Origin of the sequence: Microbulbifer variabilis ATCC 700307, assembly GCF_000380565.1 — a bacterium.
Classification (GTDB): Bacteria; Pseudomonadota; Gammaproteobacteria; order Pseudomonadales; family Cellvibrionaceae; genus Microbulbifer; species Microbulbifer variabilis.
Map to the genome: position 1 here is coordinate 156,691 of NZ_AQYJ01000020.1, position 19,787 is coordinate 176,477.

Consider the following 19,787-nt stretch of genomic DNA (forward strand, 5'->3'; position numbering starts at 1 on the left):
AACCTGCAAGATAGTCCAGCGGATTGAAGTGTGCCCTTTTTGGGGAAAATCATGTCGGCTTTTACAGCCTATGAGACTGTCTTTAAGCGAACAAAAAACTCAGTAGAGAATGCCATTGCGTATACAAATCTCAAATGACATATCTAATTTGGCCAGGAAAACTGGCCAGAAAAATTTAGTATTCACGTCATCATCTAAGGGGTGACATACCAATGATGTAATCCATAGGCCGCCACCCCAAAACCAAAGATAAGCTGGCCAACTAGTAGCACACGAAATGCAAACGTATATCGAGCGAGATCCCCCCTGCGTATTGCGTCATTGGAAAAGATCCTGGCTTCCTCTGGAAAATTCTGCTCCAACGTTTTAAGAGCCGGCACAGCAAGTTTAAGTAGTTGACGGCTTCGGATATCCATTAGCCAGAATACAGTTACCAGGATTACCACAAATCCGCCCAGCAGAGCCAGGATAAGCGGATGAAAGTTTTTCTCTACCGCGGTGAAGATGCCCCCCTCGACAAACATGGTTAATACCACAAAGAAATTAAATACCTTGAGTCGCTGATCTGCGGCAAAACGGTAGTGCTCGCAAAGATACTGTCCCTGCTCCAAACGGATTCTCCTTTACTGCATTGAGCAACTGGGCTTACCCCAATCTGCTAAAAGCTTGTCGTTATGTTCAAGCCTTGTCAGCTATAAAATGGCTGTTTTTACTGCCAGTAAAAAAGCCGGGCTAAACCCGGCTTTTGCATTATGCCTCAGCGCGCTATGGCGACTAATCAAAGCATTGATGTGGTAAGTCTCTATTAGCGATTTTCGCGATGCTCTACCAGCTCGTCAACTACTGAAGGGTCCGCGAGTGTGGAGGTATCTCCCAAGTTATCCAGCTCATTACAAGCAATCTTACGCAAAATACGACGCATAATTTTGCCCGAGCGGGTTTTTGGTAATCCAGGTGCCCACTGGATGAAATCGGGCTTGGCAATAGGACCTATTTCTTTGGAACAGAGATCTATCAGCTCCTGATGTAGCGCATCAGAGGGAAGGCACCCTGACTTCAAAGTAACAAAAGCATAAATGCCCTGCCCCTTAATATCGTGGGGATAGCCAACGACTGCCGCTTCCGCCGTATCATTGTGCAATACCAGGGCACTCTCAATTTCCGCAGTGCCCAGGCGGTGGCCGGACACATTCAATACATCATCTATGCGGCCTGTAATCCAGTAGTAGCCATCCTCATCCCTGCGCGCCCCATCGCCGGTGAAGTAATAACCGGGATACATGGAGAAATAGGTATCGATCATGCGCTGGCGATCTCCGTAAACTCCACGAATTATTGAGGGCCAGCTTCTCTTGATCACCAAAGAACCCTCACCTACACCATGAATTTCCCTGCCGTTCCCATCTAAAAGCGCCGGCTGGACACCAAAGAATGGCTTGCTAGCGGAGCCGGGTTTAAGTGCCAGAGCTCCAGGCAGAGGGGTGATCATATGGGCACCAGTTTCAGTCTGCCACCAGGTGTCCACAATTGGGCAGCGCTCATCGCCAACTACCTTGTAGTACCACTCCCAGGCCTCCGGATTAATCGGCTCACCAACGGTACCCAGCAGACGTAATGAGCTTCGATCCGTACCTGTTACAAATTTATCACCGGCTCCCATCAGCGCGCGAATTGCTGTCGGCGCCGTGTAAAAGCTATTTACTTTGTGTTTATCTACAACCTGCCAGAACCGGGATGCATCGGGGTAAGTGGGTACTCCCTCAAACATTAAACTCGTAGCGCCAGCGCACAGGGGTCCATAGACGATATAGCTGTGTCCTGTGATCCAACCAACATCAGCAGTACACCAAAAAACCTCGCCCTCTTTGTAATCGAATACATATTTGAAAGTCATAGTGGCCATCAATAGATAGCCAGCAGTGTTGTGTAAAACTCCCTTGGGCTTTCCAGTAGATCCGGAGGTATACAAAATAAAGAGAGGGTCCTCTGCGCCGATAACTTCTGGCGGACAGTCACTTTCCATTTCGACCACGGACTCGGCATACCAGATATCCCGCTTACTGTCCCAGTCCACCGCTGTGCCCGTATGTTTAACCACTATCGCCGTATGCACATTGGGGCAGTCTGCCAATGCTTTATCCACATTGGCTTTCAGGGGCACTCGCTTGCCGCCGCGGACCGCTTCATCAGCAGTAATCACCAGGTGACAATCGGAATCGAGGATGCGATCTTTCAGGGATACCGGGGAGAAGCCACCAAACACGACCGAGTGCACCGCACCGATACGGGCACAGGCGAGCATAGCGTAGGCTGCCTCGGGGATCATCGGCATATAGATACAAACCCGATCCCCTTTTTTAACCCCTCGGGACTTCAGTAGGTTGGCCAGCCGACACACATTTTCGTATAGGCTTTGATAGCTGATTGCCTTGCTGTCCGCGGGATCATCCCCTTCCCAAAGAATCGCTGTCTGCTCGCCACGGTTGGCCAGATGTCGGTCAATACAGTTCACGGTTACGTTTAACTGACCATCAGAGAACCAGGCGGCGTGGCCTTTGTGCAGATCCTCCTCAAGAACTTGCGTAAACGGCTTGTCCCACTGCAAAAAGTCCTTGGCCTGTTGCGCCCAAAATGCCTCTGGGCTCTCCACCGATTGGCGGTACATTCTTTCGTAGTCTTCAGCGCTAATAAGCGCGTTGGCAGCAAAACTGGGGGGAACCGGGCGGGTATGCACTTCAGACATCATCCTCTCCTTTATTATTAGCGCAGCAAGGCCAGCTTAGAGAAACCTGAAATTATTAGAGCTTTATTCTTGCCACTTTATAACATAGCCACTGCGAAATAATCTCCACATCTCACAGCCCAGTGTATTGGTAGGCGATAATTCTATGCAGGCCCTGTAAGATAAAGCCACAACAAAAAAGAGGATAATGAAATAAAATCGGTTAATAAATCGCCTGTTTATTGCAGAAAATGCAGATACCGATTAAATCCAGATATCATTTTCAGCAGTTAACTCTCCACAGGCATCACCGGTATTAACAACCCCTTTGGGCTCAATCAGCAGGACTTCACATTCCTGTTCAGCCTTAGGTTTATGCTCCACACCTTTAGGCACTACTGTCATCTCACCGGGCCCCAGAGAAATGGCACTATCACGAAATTCAATCTCCATATTGCCCGAAATTACAATAAATACTTCATCGGTATCGGGATGATCATGCCAGGTAAACTCCCCTTGGATTTTCACCAGTTTTAACTGGTAATCATTCATCTGGGCAATTACCTTAGGGGACCAGTGTTCCGAGAAAAGACTCAGCTTTTCTTTAAAATTGACAACTTCAGAACTCACTTTTTGATGCCTAGTTATCATTGGTCTAAATTTATTTATGCTCAAAACTCAATTTGGTCAAGAAGAACCGATAAGTTCTCTGAGAATACCCACTGTATGCTGGCTAAATACCTGTATTCCCGATTTTTCAAGAAGCGCAGATACGACACCAACACCGACTATTTTCTTTCCTGAAAAACTGCCATCGTAAATATAACCGCTGCCGCAAGACGGACTATTTTCAGTAAGCACTGCATAACGAATATTATGTCGACGACATAATTTGAGGGCCAGTTTAGCCCCCAACAAAAACTGGTCGGTTAAATCTTTTTTTTCGCTTCCTATAACTCTGGCTGCACCCGCTAAAATGTCTGCTCCATTACCACCGCTGATCTCCGCCGGCTCTCTCGGAATAGGCAGTCCGGCCGCAACTTCCGGACACAGAGGAACTATCTCCTGGGTTTCCACAAGCCAATCAAAATCACTGTTGTAGACCTCAACATCAGTACCGTTGTAACGCACGGCACACCCCAGGAGGCAGGAACTAACTAGTATTTGGGTCATAAACACCTGCGGTCAAAGAAGACACAATAGGGAATCCAGTTCAATGGTCAGTGTACTTTAGATTACATGGTGAGGATAAGTTGCCTGGCAAGCAGATTGAGACAGAAAGCCTGATTAGCAAGACAGGTCAAACCGGTCCTAGCGAACTGCCCATACATAAACTCATTAGAGACAGAAATCATGCAGCGTTCAATCTTATTGTTGATAATCTGCCTGTTAACAACCCCTGTGGCTAACGCCAAGCAACTGGCAATTACATTCGATGATGCCCCTCGTAAAGCCGATGGCTACTTTGATGGACCAACCCGAGCCAAAACGTTAATTGATAGCCTGAAAGAGCATCAGATTGGCAAAGTGACCTTTTTTTCCAATACCCGGTTCCTGGACAAGGAAGGCTTGGAGCGAATGCGCCTATACGACAGAGCCGGACATATTATTGGCAATCACACTCACAGCCATCCAAACTTTCTAAATACAGAGCTACCCACCTACCAGAAGGAGTTTCTACAGGCACACCAGTTACTCCAGCAATTTGATAATTTTAAGCCTTATTTTCGCTTCCCTTACCTGCGCGAAGGGGAGACTGTCGAAAAACGGGATGGCATGCGAAACCTGTTGCAGGAACATAATTATCTCAATGCCTATATCACCTTAAATAATTACGACTGGTATATCGAAGAGCTTTTCCAAACGGCAGTGAAAGATGGGAATCCGGTTGATTTGGAGAGACTCTCCAACTTTTATGTCGACGTCCTTATGGCAAGTATTAATTACTACGATGATATGGCAATTAAATATCTCGGACGTTCACCCAAACACGTAATATTGCTGCATGAAATGGATATCACAGCACTGTTTATTGGCGATCTGGCTCAGCGACTAAGGCTGGAGGGGTGGGAAATAATTTCTTTGGAAGAGGCCTATCAGGACCCCATCGCTGATTACCAACTCGGTCAACCAATTAAATACAACCCCGGCAGAATTGGCGAAATCGCTCTAGCTAAAGGACAAAAGAAAAACCTCTGGCATTACACCCTGGATGAGTCCTACCTGGAAAAGAGGTTTAAACAGGAAGTGTTATTAATGTCTGGTCAATAAGCGGCAGAGATGCTACAGGGCAAAACGCCCTGTAGCGAGAAGAATCAGGCTTCCGCTAACTGAACCGGAATAGTATTAGTGCTGCGCTCAACCTTGTTTTTCTCATCCAGGTAGACCAGCTTGGGCTTATGGCTATCAGCCTGTTCCTCGGTCATCTGCGCATAGGAAGCGATAATAATACGATCGCCCACCTGGACACGGCGAGCTGCAGCCCCATTCATAGAGATGATTCCTGAGCCGCGCTCGGCCAGGATTACATAGGTATGAAAACGCTCACCATTACTCACATTATAAATATCGATTTTCTCGAATTCGCGCAGACCGGCCAGCTCCACCAGCTCTCCATCAATTGCGCAGGAGCCGTCATACCAGAGTTCAGCCTGGGTCACCGCGGCCATATGCAGTTTGCACTTCAACATTTCGATTTGCATAGTTGGATGCCCCTTTAAAGTTCCAGGGAAACGTTGTCGATCAGGCGTGCAGCGCTGGTATACATCGCTCCCAGAATCGTAATTTGTTTGTCGTCATCTGCCGCCGGCTGTAAATCCTTGCTATAGCAGATGGAGAAATAATCTACGCGAAAACCGCTATCTTCTATACGCTTGCGCGCCTCTTCTTCAAGGGCGGCAAAGTCCCGACGCCCCGCAATGATCTCGTCTTTTGCCCAGTTCAGCGACTGGTTCAACACAGAAACCTTGGGCCTCTCATCCACCGTGATATAACCATTGCGGGAACTCATCGCCAGGCCATCCACCTCCCGGTGCACCGGGGCCGCAACAATTTCCACTGGCATGCACAGGTCTTCCACCATGCGGCGAATCACCGCCAATTGTTGGAAATCCTTGATGCCAAATACGGCCTTATCCGGCTGTACAATATTGAAAAGCTTGGCCACTACCGTCGTCACCCCTTCGAAGTGACCGGGACGGCTGGCACCACAAAGTACATCGGTCATAGCCGGGCAAACCACACGGGTCTGCTGATCCATGCCATTGGGGTAGATTTCGTTCTCATCAGGATGAAACAGGAAATCACACCCGGCTTCGCGCAACCTGGCCATATCCCGCTCCATGGTACGCGGATACTTGTCCCAATCCTCGTTCAGGCCAAATTGCAGGCGGTTAACGAAGATAGACACCACTACCAGATCGCAATGTTGCTGGGCAATCCTGACCAGTTCTATATGGGCATCGTGAAGGTTGCCCATCGTAGGCACGAACCCAACGGTCTTGCCGTCCCTGCGGGCTTTGGCCAGCGTCTCGCGCAGGCTCGCTACGTGGTGGAAGACTTGCATCTCTCTACCGCTCACTGTGAATCAGCGCGGCATAATACTCGCTGCGACCGGGTGTCTCAACAGAGCAAAAATCGCCGCTATCTATAGGTTTCCGACGAGTGTACCGCTCAACTCCCCAGATTGGAGAAAACATTGACAAATGGATTATCAGTCACCCCCATCAGCTGCCTTTCTTTTGACTAGGTCTGCCTACAGTTCAGGAAGTGTTCAGACCCGCCAAGGCAAACTGCCCGCCAAGATACACAAAAGACCTCAAACGACATAACAGAGCCACTCGTGCTCGGGAGTGCTGCCATGAGACACCTTGCTACCGCCATCGCTACTGCGGGCTTGCTGCTGATAGCAACCCCAGCGCTGTCCGAAGTCAACCAGGGATACCAGCGTGCAATCGACCACGACCATCATGGGCAAGGGAGAGCTCAACGTGAGCAGCGTCATTTTGAGCGCAGCCATAAAAAGCATCACGATAAGCACTACGATCGCCAGCAGGAAAAAAAGCGTCGCAGGCAGGAGCGCAAGAAAGAGCAGCGCAGACAACAGCGCAGGGAAGAACGCAAACATCGCCGCGAAATTCGCCATGCTTACAATGATGGCTACAACAAAGGCTACAAGAAAGGCCACAGAAAAGGCCATCGGCATGGGCATCGCGCGGCTCATAGGCCCCTTTACCGCCACGGTTATCGCGGTCATCGCCCCCACCACCGTCCGACGCACTATGGTTATGGCTATCGCTGGCGCCACCTGCCTCGCAACTTCGTCAGTATTAGCATCGGTGCAGCCGGCTTCTATTACAGCGAGGGTATTTTTTACCGCCCGGCATCCCACGGCTATGTGGTAACCCATGCGCCCCATGGAGCCATAGTACACAGTTTGCCAGCCTCAGCACTCACCGTGATTGTCGGCGGCTACAACTACTACGTCGCTTACGATACTTACTATCTGTGGGACGATGTACGACGCGGTTACCGTGTAGTGCCACGACCCGGCCTGCTATAGTCCAATACCCCCCCCCCGCTCCTGCGGCCCTCGGGCCGCTTTTTTATTCCCCCTACTTCCATACCCCTCAAATCCGATCAAAAATTCAGCATTGTCACAGCACGCAAATACCTCTCAAATTGACTGAGCAATCATTTGGTTTTGCCGTATCAAAAATTAGCGTTTTTTTATCTATAGTTATTGCTTTCCAGCCCTGCTGGGCCCAAGATTCGCGCCCGCCAAAGGTCAACAGAAAGGCGCCATGAAACAGCAACAAGTAAAAGATTGGACTTGCGAAGATTCGGCCGAACTCTACGGCATCCGCAACTGGGGCGCCGGCTATTTCGATCTAAATGAAAACGGTGAAATTTCAGTTCAGGTAGAGGGCCAAAACGGAGAGTCCTACAGTGTTTCCCTGATGGAGATTGCCCGCGGCGCCACCGAACGCGGCCTGGGCATGCCGCTGTTATTGCGTATCGAAAACCTGCTCGATGCTCAGATCGCCCGCATCAACGAATCCTTTGCTCGCGCTATCGACAACTGTGGCTACAGCAACGTATTCCGTGGAGTCTTCCCCATCAAAGTGAACCAGCAATGTCAGGTGATCGAGGAGATCGCCACTGCTGGCAGTCACTTTAACCACGGTCTGGAGGCCGGCAGCAAGGCGGAGCTAATTGCGGCGCTATCTATTCTGGATAACACCGAATCCCTGATTGTCTGCAACGGCTACAAGGACGAGGAATTCATTAACCTCGGCCTGCAGGCACAGCGCCTGGGTATACAGGTTTTCTTTGTAGTGGAAACCCCCTCCGAAGTAGAGACCATTATTCGTTGTGCGGAACGCGAGCAGGTACGACCCAATATCGGCGCGCGGGTGAAACTCGCCTCCAAAGTGGGGGGCTATTGGAATGCCACCAGCGGCGACCGCAGTATCTTCGGGTTGGGCAGTAACGACCTGATTGCCATGGTCGACCAATTGCGCAATCACGATATGCTGGATTGTCTCAAGCTACTGCATTACCACCTGGGCTCACAGGTACCGAATATCCGAGATATTCGCACCGGTGTGCTGGAAGCCTGCCGCTACTATGCCGACCTTGTGGAGGAAGGAGCCCCCATGGGTTACCTGGACCTGGGCGGCGGCCTGGCAGTGGACTACGACGGCACGAAAACCAACTACACACACTCCAAGAACTATTCCCTGGATGAGTACTGTGTGGATGTTGTGGAAGCCATTATGGGCACCCTCGACAGTGAGGGCGTGGCACACCCGGTGATTATTACCGAGTCCGGTCGCGCCACTGTGGCATACTCCTCAGTGTTGCTGTTCGATATCCTCGATACCACCCGTTTTGAACCGGTGGAGCTCGAACACACCAAGATCAGTGACGACGATCACCAGATGCTACTCAACCTGCAGGATGCGGTGCGCAATATCACTCCAAAAAACCTGCAGGAAAGCTACAACGATGCCCTCTATTACCGCGATGAATTGCGCTCCCTTTACCTGCATGGCCAGGTGAGCCTGCGCGAACGCGCCAATGCGGAAAACCTGTTCCTGCAGGGCGCCCAGGAAATTCGCAAACTGCTCGATGAGGCTGAGGAAATCCCAGCGGATCTACAGGCCCTACCAGAAGTTCTGTCGGATATTTACTACGCGAATATGAGCGTATTTCAATCGGTGCCGGATATCTGGGCCATCGACCAGGTGTTCCCTCTTCTGCCGGTCCACCGCTTGAACGAAGCACCGACACGTTCAGCCATCATTGCCGATATCACTTGTGACTGCGACGGCAAGATCGACCGTTTTATTGGCCGCGAAAAAGAACAGAAAACTCTGCCCCTGCACGAGTTAAAGGAAGGTGAGGACTATATCCTCGGAACCTTCCTGATCGGCGCCTATCAGGAAACCCTTGGCGACCTGCACAACCTGTTTGGCGATACTAACGTAGTGAGCGTGCGAATCCAGGACGATGGCAGTATCGACTTCAGCCACGAGATTCACGGCGATAGTATTTCAGACGTACTGAGTTACGTAGAATACCAGCCCAAAGTGCTGTTCGAGCGCTTCCGTCGCCTGGCGGAGCGTGCGGTAAAACAGGGGTTGATTACCGCCGCGCAGCGCAAGCAGATCCTACAGACCTATACCGCTAGCATGAGCGGTTACACCTATTTTGAAAAATAAGGCCCTGCGCCTTTGAGAAGATAGCGGCAAGAAAAGCTGCAGATTGAGGAGACCTTTATGGCCAACGTACTGATCATCGGCGCCGGCGGCGTCGGCCAGGTTGTTGCGCACAAATGCGCCCAGGTTGCGGATGTATTTGAGAATATCACCCTGGCCAGTCGCACCAAGAGCAAGTGTGACAAGATTGCAGCCATGCTGCCGCGCAAAATCGATACTGCCGAAGTAGATGCAGACAACGTACCTGAGCTGGTCAAATTGATCGAGAAAGTGAAGCCGGACATGGTGATCAATGTGGCCCTGCCTTACCAGGATCTGCACATCATGGATGCCTGCCTGGAAACCGGCGTGCACTACCTGGACACCGCCAACTACGAGCCGCCGGAAGAGGCCAAGTTTGAATACAAATGGCAGTGGGCCTATCAGGAGAAGTTCGAGAAGGCCGGCCTGATGGCACTGCTGGGCAGCGGTTTCGATCCCGGTGTAACCAGTGTATTTACCGCCTACGCCAAGAAGCACCATTTCGATCGTATCCAAACTCTGGATATTCTCGACTGTAATGCCGGCGACCATGGCCTGCCGTTCGCTACTAATTTCAATCCGGAAATCAATATCCGCGAGATTACCGCCAACGGTCGCTACTGGGAGAACGGCCAGTGGGTTACCACCAAACCAATGGAAGAGAAACGTATCTTCAACTTCCCAGAAGGTATCGGTGACAAAGACATCTACCTGCTGTATCACGAAGAGCTTGAGTCCCTGTCCAAGCACTTCCCCGAAATCGAGCGCGCGCGCTTCTGGATGACCTTTGGGGAAAGCTACCTGAAGCACCTGGAAGTACTGCAAAACGTCGGCATGACCAGCATCGAGCCAGTGCAATTCCAGGGCCAGGAAATTGTGCCTATCCAGTTCCTCAAAGCCATGCTGCCTGATCCCGCCAGCCTGGGACCGCTGACCAAAGGCAAGACCTGCATCGGCAACATTATCCGGGGCACCAAAGACGGCAAAGAAAAGATCTACTACGTCTACAACACCTGCGACCATCAGGATTGCTACAAAGAAGTGCAGTCCCAGGCGATATCCTACACCACCGGCGTACCCGCTATGATCGGTGCCAAAATGATGATGGAGGGCAAGTGGATGAAGCCGGGTGTATGGAATATGGAGCAGTTGGACCCAGACCCCTTTATGGACGACTTGAATAAGTACGGCCTACCCTGGCAGGAAACCTGGTTGGATAAACCCTTCCAGTAATTGTGCACTTTTCCGCATACTCCTAGGGATGGGCGCCAGTGCCCATCCCGTCGCATCAGGATATAACGCCACCCATGGACCTCACTCCCCGCGTAGATTATTTCGGTCACTTTGATCCCCACCGCGTACCCTCCCCCTGTTTTGTCGTCGATGAAACTGCCTTGCGCGATAATCTGGCAGTACTCGCCGATGTACAGAAGCGCAGCGGAGCCAAGGTACTCGCCGCTCTCAAGGCCTTTTCCATGTTCAGCACAGGGCCGATCGTGGCTGAGTACCTATCTGGCACCTGCGCCAGTGGGTTGTATGAGGCCAGGCTCGGCTTTGAAGAATACGGTGGTCGTGACCAGGGCAAAGAAGTACATGTATTCAGTGCCGGCTACAAAGATGAAGAGCTGCATGAAATACTGCAGTTTGCCCACCATGTAATCTTCAATTCCTTCTCCCAGTGGAAGCGCTATCGGGAGCTGTGCCTGGATATGCAAAAGCAGCGCCCGGAATTGCGCTTCGGTTTGCGTATCAACCCTGAGCACTCGGAGGGCCACACCGATCTCTACGACCCCTGTGCTCCCTGCTCACGCCTGGGCATAGTGCGCTCCCTGTTCGAAGACGAATCCCTGGAAGGTATCAGCGGTCTGCACTTCCACACCTTATGCGAGCAGGATTTCAAACCACTGGAGCGCACCATCGCCGCGGTGGAGGAAAAGTTTGGCGATCTGCTTCCACAGATGGAGTGGATTAATTTCGGCGGCGGCCACCATATCACCCGCCGCGATTATCAGGTGGATGAGTTGGTTGAAGCCGTGCGCAGCTTTTCCAACAAGTACGATGTGCAGGTTTACCTTGAGCCGGGTGAGGCCATCTCACTATTTGCCGGCATTCTGGTAGCAGAAGTGGTGGATACCGCCTGGAATGGCCAGAATCTGGCCATTCTTGATGCCTCCGCAACCTGCCATATGCCGGATGTCCTGGAAATGCCATACCGCCCTGAAATTACCGGTGCTGCACGCCCCGGTGAGCTGCCCCACACCTATCGCCTGGGTGGACAGAGCTGCCTGGCCGGAGACAGTATCGGTGAGTACAGTTTTCACGATCCACTCCGGGTCGGAGAGCGCCTGGTGTTCGAGGAAATGGCTTACTACACCATGGTGAAAACCAACACATTCAATGGTATTCCCCTACCTGCCATAGCCCTGTGGAACTCGGAAACCGACGAGCTGAAAATGATCAAAAGCTTTGACTACGACGATTTCAAGGGACGGCTCTCTTAAGCGTCTGCCGATCGAGATTAAGATGCGGTGGGTCTCACAGAGACCCGACCCAGCCGCCAGAGGAACGAAATTTAATGTCAGAAAAAAATTATCCCATTTTTCTCGGCTCCGAAATTGAGCAGCCGAAACCGGAAGATGCGCTCTTTCATATCATCCCTATACCCTATGAAGAAACCGTCTCTTACGGCGGTGGTACCGGGAAGGGCCCAGCCTCCATCCTCGAGGCCTCCTGGCAGCTGGAGACTTTCGATAACTTCTCCAATCCATGTGATCTGGGCATCTACACCCGCCCACCCGTATCAGTTTCCGGTCCTGCAGAGCAGGTGATGGATAATATCGCCACAGTCACCAAGGAGGTGCGGGCACTGGGAAAAATGCCGGTAGGCATCGGCGGCGAGCATTCAGTGACCTGGGGCATTATCAAAGGCCTGCTGGATGCCGGAGAAACTGACTTTGGCGTAGTGCAAATTGATGCCCACGCCGACTTGCGCGATCGCTATGAGGGCCATAAACATAGCCATGCCAGTGTTATGCGCCTGGTGGTAGAGGCCGGTGTACCCCTGTTCCAGCTGGGAATTCGTGCCTACTGCGAAGAGGAGATGCAGGCGCGCAAGGACTACAACGTGGGGTACCTGGACGCTCACCAGCTGGTACCCAACAACATACAGGAATTCCAGTTACCGGACAATTTCCCCAAAAAAGTCTTCTTTACTCTGGATGTAGATGGTATGGATCCATCGGTCTTCCCATCCACCGGCACTCCGGTCCCCGGCGGCCTCGGCTGGTACCAAACCCTCAACTTGTTCGAGTCTGTGGCACAGCAAAGAGAGATAATTGGCTTCGATCTGCTTGAATTCGCGCCGATCGAGGGCTTTCATGCCTACGACTTCGCCGCTGCACAGCTAATGTACAAACTGATGGGTATCATCCAGCGCAACCGCTGACCAAGGCTCCACTCCGGCGCTTTGACAATTCTTAACCAATTATCCTGTCTTTGCTGTCAGAATAAGGGTTAGTATGTCGATGTGAGTAATCACTTCGCTGGAGAGACTGTGAACAAGTTGAATTTAGTTCTTGGCGCCAGTGCCTTCATTGCGCTGGCGGCTTTTGCATTTAGCCCCTCTGCAGATGCACGCGGCTATGAGCGCGGGGGCGATCACCACCATCACCGAGGTGGTGGCTACTATCGCGGCCCCCGTGTTTCCGTTGGGTTTATCGCTCCCATATTGCCCAGGGGCCATGTTCGCGTTGCCGTAGGCGGGCACCCTTATTACTACCACGGTGGACACTTCTATCGCCATGGCCCAAGGGGTTATGTCGTCGTTAATGCGCCTCTGGGTGCTTCAGTTGTAACACTGCCAAGTAGAGCCGTGCAGGTTCAAGTGGGGGGGGCGACCTACTACCGATATGCTGATGCCTATTACCAGTGGGTTCCTGCCAGCCGTACTTATGTGGTGGTAGCACCACCGGCTCCCGTCGCTGTAGTACCGGTTCCAGCGCCAGTAGTAGCCGTCCCAACAGTGGCTCCGGCTCCCGCTCCAGCCACAGTTCCCGCCACCCCAAATCCAGGCCCCGACGGTTTTCAGCCTGGCCAGGTAGTGGAAACTCTACCTACAGGTTATGCAGCTGAGATCATCAATGGCATTCAGTACTACCGCTATGGCGGTAACTATTTTATGCCTACCCAGCGCGATGGTCGCGAAGTCTACGTAGTGGTCAAGCTGTAAGCGCTGTTTCGCTTTCCAGCCCGTGAAAGCGGGCAAACTGCCCCAGAGCCCGGTGGTAACTCGCCTCGAGAGACACGCCGGGCTTTTCTTTCCAGTGCTGACTCTCTACCCGCAACAACCCCGCGTCCCGGTCAGCCTTCAGATCAACGAGCCCCACAAATCTGTCTCCGTATAAAATCGGCAGGCAGAAATAGCCGTAACGGCGCTTAGCCGCCGGTACATAGCACTCCAGCTGGTATTCAAAACCAAACAGGCGGCGCAAGCGCTTGCGCTGCAATATCAAAGGGTCAAAAGGCGATAAAAGCCGCACCTTGCGCGATGGTCGCCCCAGGCTCTGCTCCAACTGTTCGGTCAGTACCAGCTCTTTACCATGGGGGGTCAGCTCTCCAGTCGCCAACATGCTATCTGCTGCCAGCTGAATAAGAGGTTTATCTTCCCGGCGCAGGTAGGCAATTTCCTCGATGCGGCCAATACCTTGGCAGCCAAGAAAAGTGCGCACCAGATGGCTGCCATATTCCAGCTTCGAAGCGGCTTGGGTCAGTGTATTTGCCGGCAGTATCCGCTCCGAAAGATCGAAGACTTTTTGAAAGCCCTCACGGTGGCTGACCATCAATTCACCTTCGTGAAACAGCTGCTCAAGGGCTTTCTTTTCATCGGACCACTCCCACCACCCGCTTTTGGTGCGCACAAAATCACTGGCCCGCAAAGCGCCTTCATCACGCACTCGATCCAGCACATAGCGACATAACTTGGCGTTTTTCTCAAACCAGTGGCGCTGGCCCGCGCGAATACGATCCATACGCACCCGCGCATAGGGGTAGTGGGCCATTGGCAGATAGGCGGCGGCGTGGGACCAGTATTCGAAAATTTCGCGACGCTGCTCCGCTTCAGCCAGGTGTGATTCGCGGTAACGGGGCAAGCGAATGTAAAGCTGGTGATGGTGGGCCCTGGTAATTCGCTGGATAGCATCAAGCTGTAAAGCGCCCAGGTGTTGCAATAGCCGTGAAAGTCCCTCATTCCAGGGGCTGTGGATAAACTGTTTCTGCAGCACCAAGGCGCGAATCTTTTGCTCGGATAACAATATATGACCCCCTTGGATCCCGATGCTCGGCAGCCCCAAACTTAGCGGAAGGGATTACTCGCCCTGGTAGTATTCCGCCGCCAAGTTATCGAAGCGAGTATATTTACCGACAAAGGCCGCGCGGCAGGTACCAATCTCACCGTTACGCTGCTTGCCGATAATCAGCTCAGCCATGCCTTTGTCCGGGCTGTCCTCGTTGTAGTACTCGTCTCGGTAGATAAACAGGATTACGTCTGCGTCCTGCTCAATCGCCCCAGATTCCCGTAGGTCTGAGTTCATCGGTCGCTTGTTGGGGCGCTGTTCCACCCCCCGATTGAGCTGCGACAGAGCAATCACGGGGCATTCATATTCCTTTGCCAATGCCTTGAGAGAGCGGGAAATCTCAGAGATCTCCTGGGTACGCCCCTCGGTAGTGCCCTTCACCTGCATCAGCTGCAGGTAGTCCACCATAATCATGGCGGGCATACTCTTGGCCTCTGCATCCTCACGGCTCAGCTTGGGATTCTCACGCATTAATTTATTGATGTGATCGCGCACGGTGCGCTTGGTGCGCGCGCGTACCTCACTGGGACTGAGCGCCGGGGTATCGTCAATATACAGCGCCTTGCCCTTCATCTTCTGCACAGCGCTGGAGAGCTTGGGCCAATCCTCTTCCTGCAGCTTGCCGTTCCTGATTCTCCCTTGGTCGATACGGCCAATGGAGGACAACATCCGCATCACCAGGCTATCCGAGGGCATCTCCATACTGAAAATCAGCGTTGGGCGCTCCTGCAGCAACATGGCGCTCTCAATGAAATTCAACGCCAACGCGGTCTTGCCCATGGAAGGACGCGCCGCGAGAATAACCAGCTCTCCCGGTTGCCAGCCGGAGGTGCGCTGGTCCAGTTCGGTGAGACCGGTGCTGAGGCCGGTGATATCGCCCTCGGTCTTGAATAGCTCGTCGATACGCTCGACAGTCTTCTTCAGCAGGGTATCTACACCGACGAAGCCGCCCTCTTTGGCACGCCCCTCGGCAATTTCCGCTACCCGGCGCTCGGCCATCTGCAACAGATCGGCAGAGGCGAGGCCACCGGGGTTAAAACTGGTGCGGCTGATCTCACCGGCAGCGGCGATCAGCTGGCGCAGCATGGAGCGCTCTCGCACTATCTTGGCGTAGGCGACGATGTTTGCTGCGGAGGGAGTATTCTCGGCCAATTCCGCCAGGTAGACAGGGCCACCTACTTCACCGAGCAGATCGCGGCTGGTGAGGCCTTCAGCGAGAGTGACGATATCCAGGGGCTGCTCGCCATCACTCAGCTCGCGCATGACCGCAAAAATCTTGCGGTGGCTGGCACTGAAAAAGTCCTCTTCACTCAGCTGTTCGGCAACGGCATCGATACGGCCCGGGTCCAGCATCAGACCACCCAGCACTGACTGCTCCGCCTCTACCGAATGCGGTAGCGGTGAACTCTCCTCACTGTGGATCTCTTCTTCAGGATTGGCGTATTCGTCGATCATTGGACTTTACTGTATTCCAGAAACAAAACAGGCGCTGACCCGACAGGGAGCAGCGCCCGATTGTAGCGCGGCCGGCGCTCAAGGCACCAACCACTCGTCAGCAAAACCTTACTCGGCTTCGATAACGACTTTAACTGCAGCAATTACGTCAGAGTGCAGCTGTACGTCTACATCGTACTCACCCACTTCGCGCAGAGCGCCTTCCGGCAGCTTCACTTCAGCTTTAGCTACTTCAACGCCACCAGCGGTGATCGCTTCAGCGATATCGCGGGTGCCGATAGAACCGAACAGCTTACCTTCGTCGCCAGCGTTAGCTGCGATGGTAACAACCAGGTCGGCCAGTTTGGTAGCACGGCTCTCAGCTTCAGCCAGCTTAGCGGCAGCAGCGGCTTCCAGTTCAGCGCGCTTAGCTTCGAACTCAGCAACGTTAGCTGCAGTAGCCGGAATTGCTTTACCAGTCGGCAGCAGGAAATTGCGGCCAAAACCGGCTTTAACATCAACGCGGTCACCCACGTTGCCCAGTTTGCCTACTTTATCGAGCAGAATAACTTCCATCTCGGTTTCCTCAATTTCTGTATTGTGCGGTGCGCGCCTACTTTGAGGAGCGTCCGCGAATATCTATCCAGCTATCTACCAGGGCCAATCCACACAGGAATCCAGCCAGGGGCAGCCCACCAATCACCAGCATCACATACATCGCTACCAGGGGAGCTATCCCCCAATTGCGGCTAGCGACCAGCCAGTGAATCAGCGCGATGCCCGCCACCTCTAACGGGAAGGCAATAACTGCTCCCCAGAAGGCATAGCCCGGTGTTACCAGGCAGAGCACCCACAACAGCATACTTACTGCCGCCAACCATAGCGGCAAGCGCAGCTGGTGAAACTCCTGGCGGAAACCACCGGGGTTGTACAACAGCGCCTGCCAGTAGCGCCCCAGTACCAGGGCCAGCGTGGCACTAATTACCAGCACCCAGCTCCAGTAACCGGCGAATTGTAAATCGCCTGGAAATACCTTCTTCAGCTCATCAAGCGGAACAGTGTTTGGTTGTTCCGCAGCTGTCTCCAGTACCTGAAGGAATCCCTGCAGGAGACCACCGCTGAAGTAGGAGGTGAGCAATATGCCCACAGCCGAGATTGCCGTTAATGCGAGCAGTGCGGCAACCCAAGAGCGGCTGCTGCGCAGCACCGTAGCACCGCAAAATACTGCTGCAAAAGAGCTGGTGGAAACACCAGTCACCAGGGGAGGCACATGGCCACTCATACCTGCAACGACAACCGGTAACAGCGCCCAGGCCAAAACCATCAGGCCGTCACTGCCACCTCGACGTAAACTCACCAAAGCGAGGATCGCCGGGCTTATCACGGGAATCCCCACCATAGTGAGGATTACCGCCCTGACGCGTCCGCGCATAATAAATTCAGCTACGGCGCGCATAGTTAGATAGCTTCTCTATTAATGAGTCTAAGCAAACTGCGGCTTAGGCTTCGTGGCTGTCCGTGTACGGCAGCAGGGCCAGGTAGCGAGCGCGCTTGACCGCAGTGGCCAGCTGGCGCTGATACTTGGCTTTGGTACCGGTAATACGGCTAGGAACAATCTTGCCAGTCTCAGAGATGTAGGCTTTCAGGGTATCGAGATCTTTGTAGTCGATACGCTTAACACCTTCAGCAGTGAAACGGCAGAACTTGCGACGACGGAAAAAACGTGCCATCTGATAATCCCCTTACTCTTCGCTTTCAGCGTTATCGGAAGAAGCTTCTGCAGCGTCAGAAGAAGGCTTTTCTTCTTCAGCGCGCTCGCGACGCTCGGTGCGCTCTGCACGTGCAGCCTTGCGCTCACGGCTCTCTTTTTCCGCTTTCATGATCGGGCTCTCTTCAGTGATCGCCTCGTCTTCACGAATTACCAGATTACGGATAACCGCATCGTTGTAACGGAAGTTGGTGGTCAGTTCCTCCAGAGCCTCTTCGGTGCACTCAACATTCATCAGAATGTAGTGGGCTTTGTGGATCTTGTTGATCGGGTAAGCCAGACGGCGACGGCCCCAGTCTTCCATGCGGTGAACTTCACCACCAGTGTCCTTGATGGCAGCGGTATAGCGCTCCACCATGCCAGGTACCTGTTCGCTCTGGTCCGGGTGAACCAGGAATACAATTTCGTAATGACGCATTTTAGCTCCTTACGGGTTAATCAGCCTTCCGGACAGTCCGGTAAGGCAAGGAGTACAACAAGCACGGGAATACCGAGCCCATTGCGGGCGGCGTATTCTAGGCAGTTGCGGATTTGGTTGCAAGTTGATCAATTACTTTAGGGCAGTGCCTTCGCCAACCCGGTTGCAAGTTGATCAATTACTTTAGAGTGGTACTTTGGCCAGTCCGATAAGCGGTTGATCAACTCCCTGAGCCCACAGCCTTTTGTGGAACTTGCAACTGAAGCACCATTTGCATCGATTAAGCTACTGAAGTGCGCGGTCTGGTCATGGGTTTGCACTGATGAACTGGCATATAGTGCCTCCCATTGAAGGGAGAAGTACCATGCCCCAAGAAACCCATAACCTCACTTTTGGCGCCTTCCAGGTTCCAATCACCACTGCCCACAATGGCGAAGGCCCCCTCGCCCTAGTAATTCCCGCCATGGGCGTCCCGGCTGACCGCTACCGGCTATTGCTGGAGGAATTACAACGGCTCGGTTATAGCACCGCAATCACTGAGTTGCCGGGTACCGGTGAAAGCTTGCCACGTCCTAACCGACATGCAGACTATGGCTACAACGATCTGGTGTTTTCCTTTATCCCACAGTTGTTGGCATTGCTGGAGAAGTCATTCCCCGGTGGTCCCGCCCTGATCCTGGGCCACAGCATCGGCGGCCAGACCAGCACCTTAGCTGCACGAGCCGGCCTCACAGGTAATGCCAGGGTGGTAACCATCGCCTCAGGTCATGTCGACCATCGTAGTTGGCACGGGCTAAGACGCTACGCTTTATTAGCCTTTGCGGCGATTGCCAGCATCACCTCCAGTTTGCTTGGCTACTTCCCTGGCGCACGAATGGGGTTTGGCTGGCGCGAGGCCAGGAGGTTGATGAAAGACTGGGCAAGCTCCATATTCAGCGGCCGCTTCGCTCCAGAAAAGTCGTTTGGTGATCGCCAACAAGCCAAACATCCTACCTTGCATATCGCATTGGCTGGGGACCCCTTTGCCCCCATGCCGGCTGCACGCAAGCTAGCTGCGATTGTCGGTGGCGAAACCCAGGAAATGTCCGCAACCTACCCTAAGGGAAACCCACACCTCTCCTGGATCAAAAATCCACGCCCAATAATTGCAGTAGTGGATAGCTGGCTGGCTCGGCAACCCGCGACTTCCCCCTAATTAAAAGGCAACCCTGCCTGGAGCCATTCGATACTGATTCCAGGCAGGAACTGTTCAGACACTTTTCTAATTACCTGCCTTGAATCCTAAGCGACTCCCTTCCCTGCCAGTTTCTCCTGTCCATGTCCGTTTCTGGCCAGCACCCCTCAAGCTGCC

20 protein-coding genes are annotated in these 19,787 nt (G+C 52.9%); 8 read left to right on the top strand and 12 right to left on the bottom strand.

The window, feature by feature from the left end; translation table 11 throughout:
* Positions 1-194 precede the first annotated feature (194 nt).
* The 4 genes from G367_RS0102970 to G367_RS0102985 form a co-directional block, all read right to left on the bottom strand.
* Complete coding sequence (locus tag G367_RS0102970) at positions 195-611, bottom strand: RipA family octameric membrane protein (RefSeq protein WP_020411609.1); 417 nt, start codon at positions 609-611, stop codon at positions 195-197.
* 194 nt (positions 612-805) lie between these two features.
* The gene (gene acs, locus G367_RS0102975) at positions 806-2,743 is read right to left on the bottom strand and encodes an acetate--CoA ligase (protein ID WP_020411610.1); all 1,938 of its coding nucleotides are present in this window, start codon (positions 2,741-2,743) and stop codon (positions 806-808) included.
* 243 nt (positions 2,744-2,986) lie between these two features.
* Positions 2,987-3,352, bottom strand: a complete 366-nt coding sequence (locus G367_RS0102980) for a cupin domain-containing protein (RefSeq protein ID WP_020411611.1) — start codon at positions 3,350-3,352, stop codon at positions 2,987-2,989.
* A 57-nt stretch (positions 3,353-3,409) separates the two neighbouring features.
* Positions 3,410-3,895 carry a 2-thiouracil desulfurase family protein gene (locus G367_RS0102985; protein ID WP_026304903.1) on the bottom strand — a complete coding sequence of 162 codons (486 nt, stop codon included), beginning with the start codon at positions 3,893-3,895 and terminating at the stop codon, positions 3,410-3,412.
* Positions 3,896-4,075: 180 nt separating this feature from the next.
* On the opposite strand from G367_RS0102985, the gene G367_RS0102990 reads away from it, so the two are divergent.
* A complete protein-coding gene (locus tag G367_RS0102990; protein WP_020411613.1) occupies positions 4,076-4,993 on the top strand; it encodes a polysaccharide deacetylase family protein in 918 nt (305 codons plus the stop codon).
* Between the two features lie 44 nt (positions 4,994-5,037).
* Here the strand turns inward: G367_RS0102990 and panD are convergent, their stop codons facing one another.
* A complete protein-coding gene (gene panD, locus G367_RS0102995) occupies positions 5,038-5,424 on the bottom strand; it encodes an aspartate 1-decarboxylase (RefSeq protein WP_020411614.1) in 387 nt (128 codons plus the stop codon).
* Positions 5,425-5,438: 14 nt separating this feature from the next.
* Positions 5,439-6,287: a pantoate--beta-alanine ligase gene (gene panC / locus G367_RS0103000; RefSeq protein WP_020411615.1), complete on the bottom strand. Its 849-nt coding sequence runs from the start codon at positions 6,285-6,287 to the stop codon at positions 5,439-5,441.
* Positions 6,288-6,581: 294 nt separating this feature from the next.
* On the opposite strand from panC, the gene G367_RS24855 reads away from it, so the two are divergent.
* From G367_RS24855 to G367_RS0103030, 6 genes are all read left to right on the top strand, one after another.
* Positions 6,582-7,283 (top strand): DUF6515 family protein, encoded by a 702-nt coding sequence (locus G367_RS24855; RefSeq protein WP_020411616.1) that lies wholly within the window; start codon positions 6,582-6,584, stop codon positions 7,281-7,283.
* 241 nt (positions 7,284-7,524) lie between these two features.
* Positions 7,525-9,447, top strand: coding sequence for a biosynthetic arginine decarboxylase (gene speA, locus G367_RS0103010; protein ID WP_020411617.1), 1,923 nt, complete (start codon positions 7,525-7,527; stop codon positions 9,445-9,447).
* A gap of 57 nt (positions 9,448-9,504) precedes the next feature.
* On the top strand, positions 9,505-10,698 hold the full coding sequence (locus G367_RS0103015; protein WP_020411618.1) for a saccharopine dehydrogenase family protein: 1,194 nt from the start codon (positions 9,505-9,507) through the stop codon (positions 10,696-10,698).
* Between the two features lie 74 nt (positions 10,699-10,772).
* A complete protein-coding gene (gene nspC, locus G367_RS0103020; protein WP_020411619.1) occupies positions 10,773-11,966 on the top strand; it encodes a carboxynorspermidine decarboxylase in 1,194 nt (397 codons plus the stop codon).
* A gap of 74 nt (positions 11,967-12,040) precedes the next feature.
* Positions 12,041-12,910 carry an agmatinase gene (gene speB, locus G367_RS0103025; protein ID WP_020411620.1) on the top strand — a complete coding sequence of 290 codons (870 nt, stop codon included), beginning with the start codon at positions 12,041-12,043 and terminating at the stop codon, positions 12,908-12,910.
* A gap of 108 nt (positions 12,911-13,018) precedes the next feature.
* Positions 13,019-13,693 (top strand): DUF6515 family protein, encoded by a 675-nt coding sequence (locus tag G367_RS0103030; RefSeq protein ID WP_020411621.1) that lies wholly within the window; start codon positions 13,019-13,021, stop codon positions 13,691-13,693.
* Here G367_RS0103030 and G367_RS0103035 read toward each other — a convergent pair.
* From G367_RS0103035 to rpsF, 6 genes are all read right to left on the bottom strand, one after another.
* Positions 13,683-14,774: a winged helix-turn-helix domain-containing protein gene (locus G367_RS0103035; protein WP_020411622.1), complete on the bottom strand. Its 1,092-nt coding sequence runs from the start codon at positions 14,772-14,774 to the stop codon at positions 13,683-13,685. The two genes, G367_RS0103030 and G367_RS0103035, sit on opposite strands and share 11 nt — an antisense overlap.
* A 54-nt stretch (positions 14,775-14,828) precedes the next feature.
* Positions 14,829-16,271, bottom strand: coding sequence for a replicative DNA helicase (gene dnaB, locus G367_RS0103040; RefSeq protein WP_020411623.1), 1,443 nt, complete (start codon positions 16,269-16,271; stop codon positions 14,829-14,831).
* A 108-nt stretch (positions 16,272-16,379) separates the two neighbouring features.
* Complete coding sequence (rplI, locus tag G367_RS0103045) at positions 16,380-16,826, bottom strand: 50S ribosomal protein L9 (protein WP_020411624.1); 447 nt, start codon at positions 16,824-16,826, stop codon at positions 16,380-16,382.
* Positions 16,827-16,863: 37 nt separating this feature from the next.
* Complete coding sequence (locus tag G367_RS0103050; protein WP_020411625.1) at positions 16,864-17,706, bottom strand: hypothetical protein; 843 nt, start codon at positions 17,704-17,706, stop codon at positions 16,864-16,866.
* Between the two features lie 43 nt (positions 17,707-17,749).
* Positions 17,750-17,980, bottom strand: coding sequence for a 30S ribosomal protein S18 (gene rpsR / locus G367_RS0103055; protein WP_020411626.1), 231 nt, complete (start codon positions 17,978-17,980; stop codon positions 17,750-17,752).
* 12 nt (positions 17,981-17,992) lie between these two features.
* On the bottom strand, positions 17,993-18,436 hold the full coding sequence (gene rpsF, locus G367_RS0103060) for a 30S ribosomal protein S6 (RefSeq protein ID WP_020411627.1): 444 nt from the start codon (positions 18,434-18,436) through the stop codon (positions 17,993-17,995).
* A gap of 364 nt (positions 18,437-18,800) precedes the next feature.
* Here rpsF and G367_RS0103070 point away from each other — a divergent pair, with 364 nt between their 5' ends.
* Positions 18,801-19,631, top strand: coding sequence for an alpha/beta fold hydrolase (locus tag G367_RS0103070; RefSeq protein WP_020411629.1), 831 nt, complete (start codon positions 18,801-18,803; stop codon positions 19,629-19,631).
* The last annotated feature ends 156 nt before the right edge of the window (positions 19,632-19,787 follow it).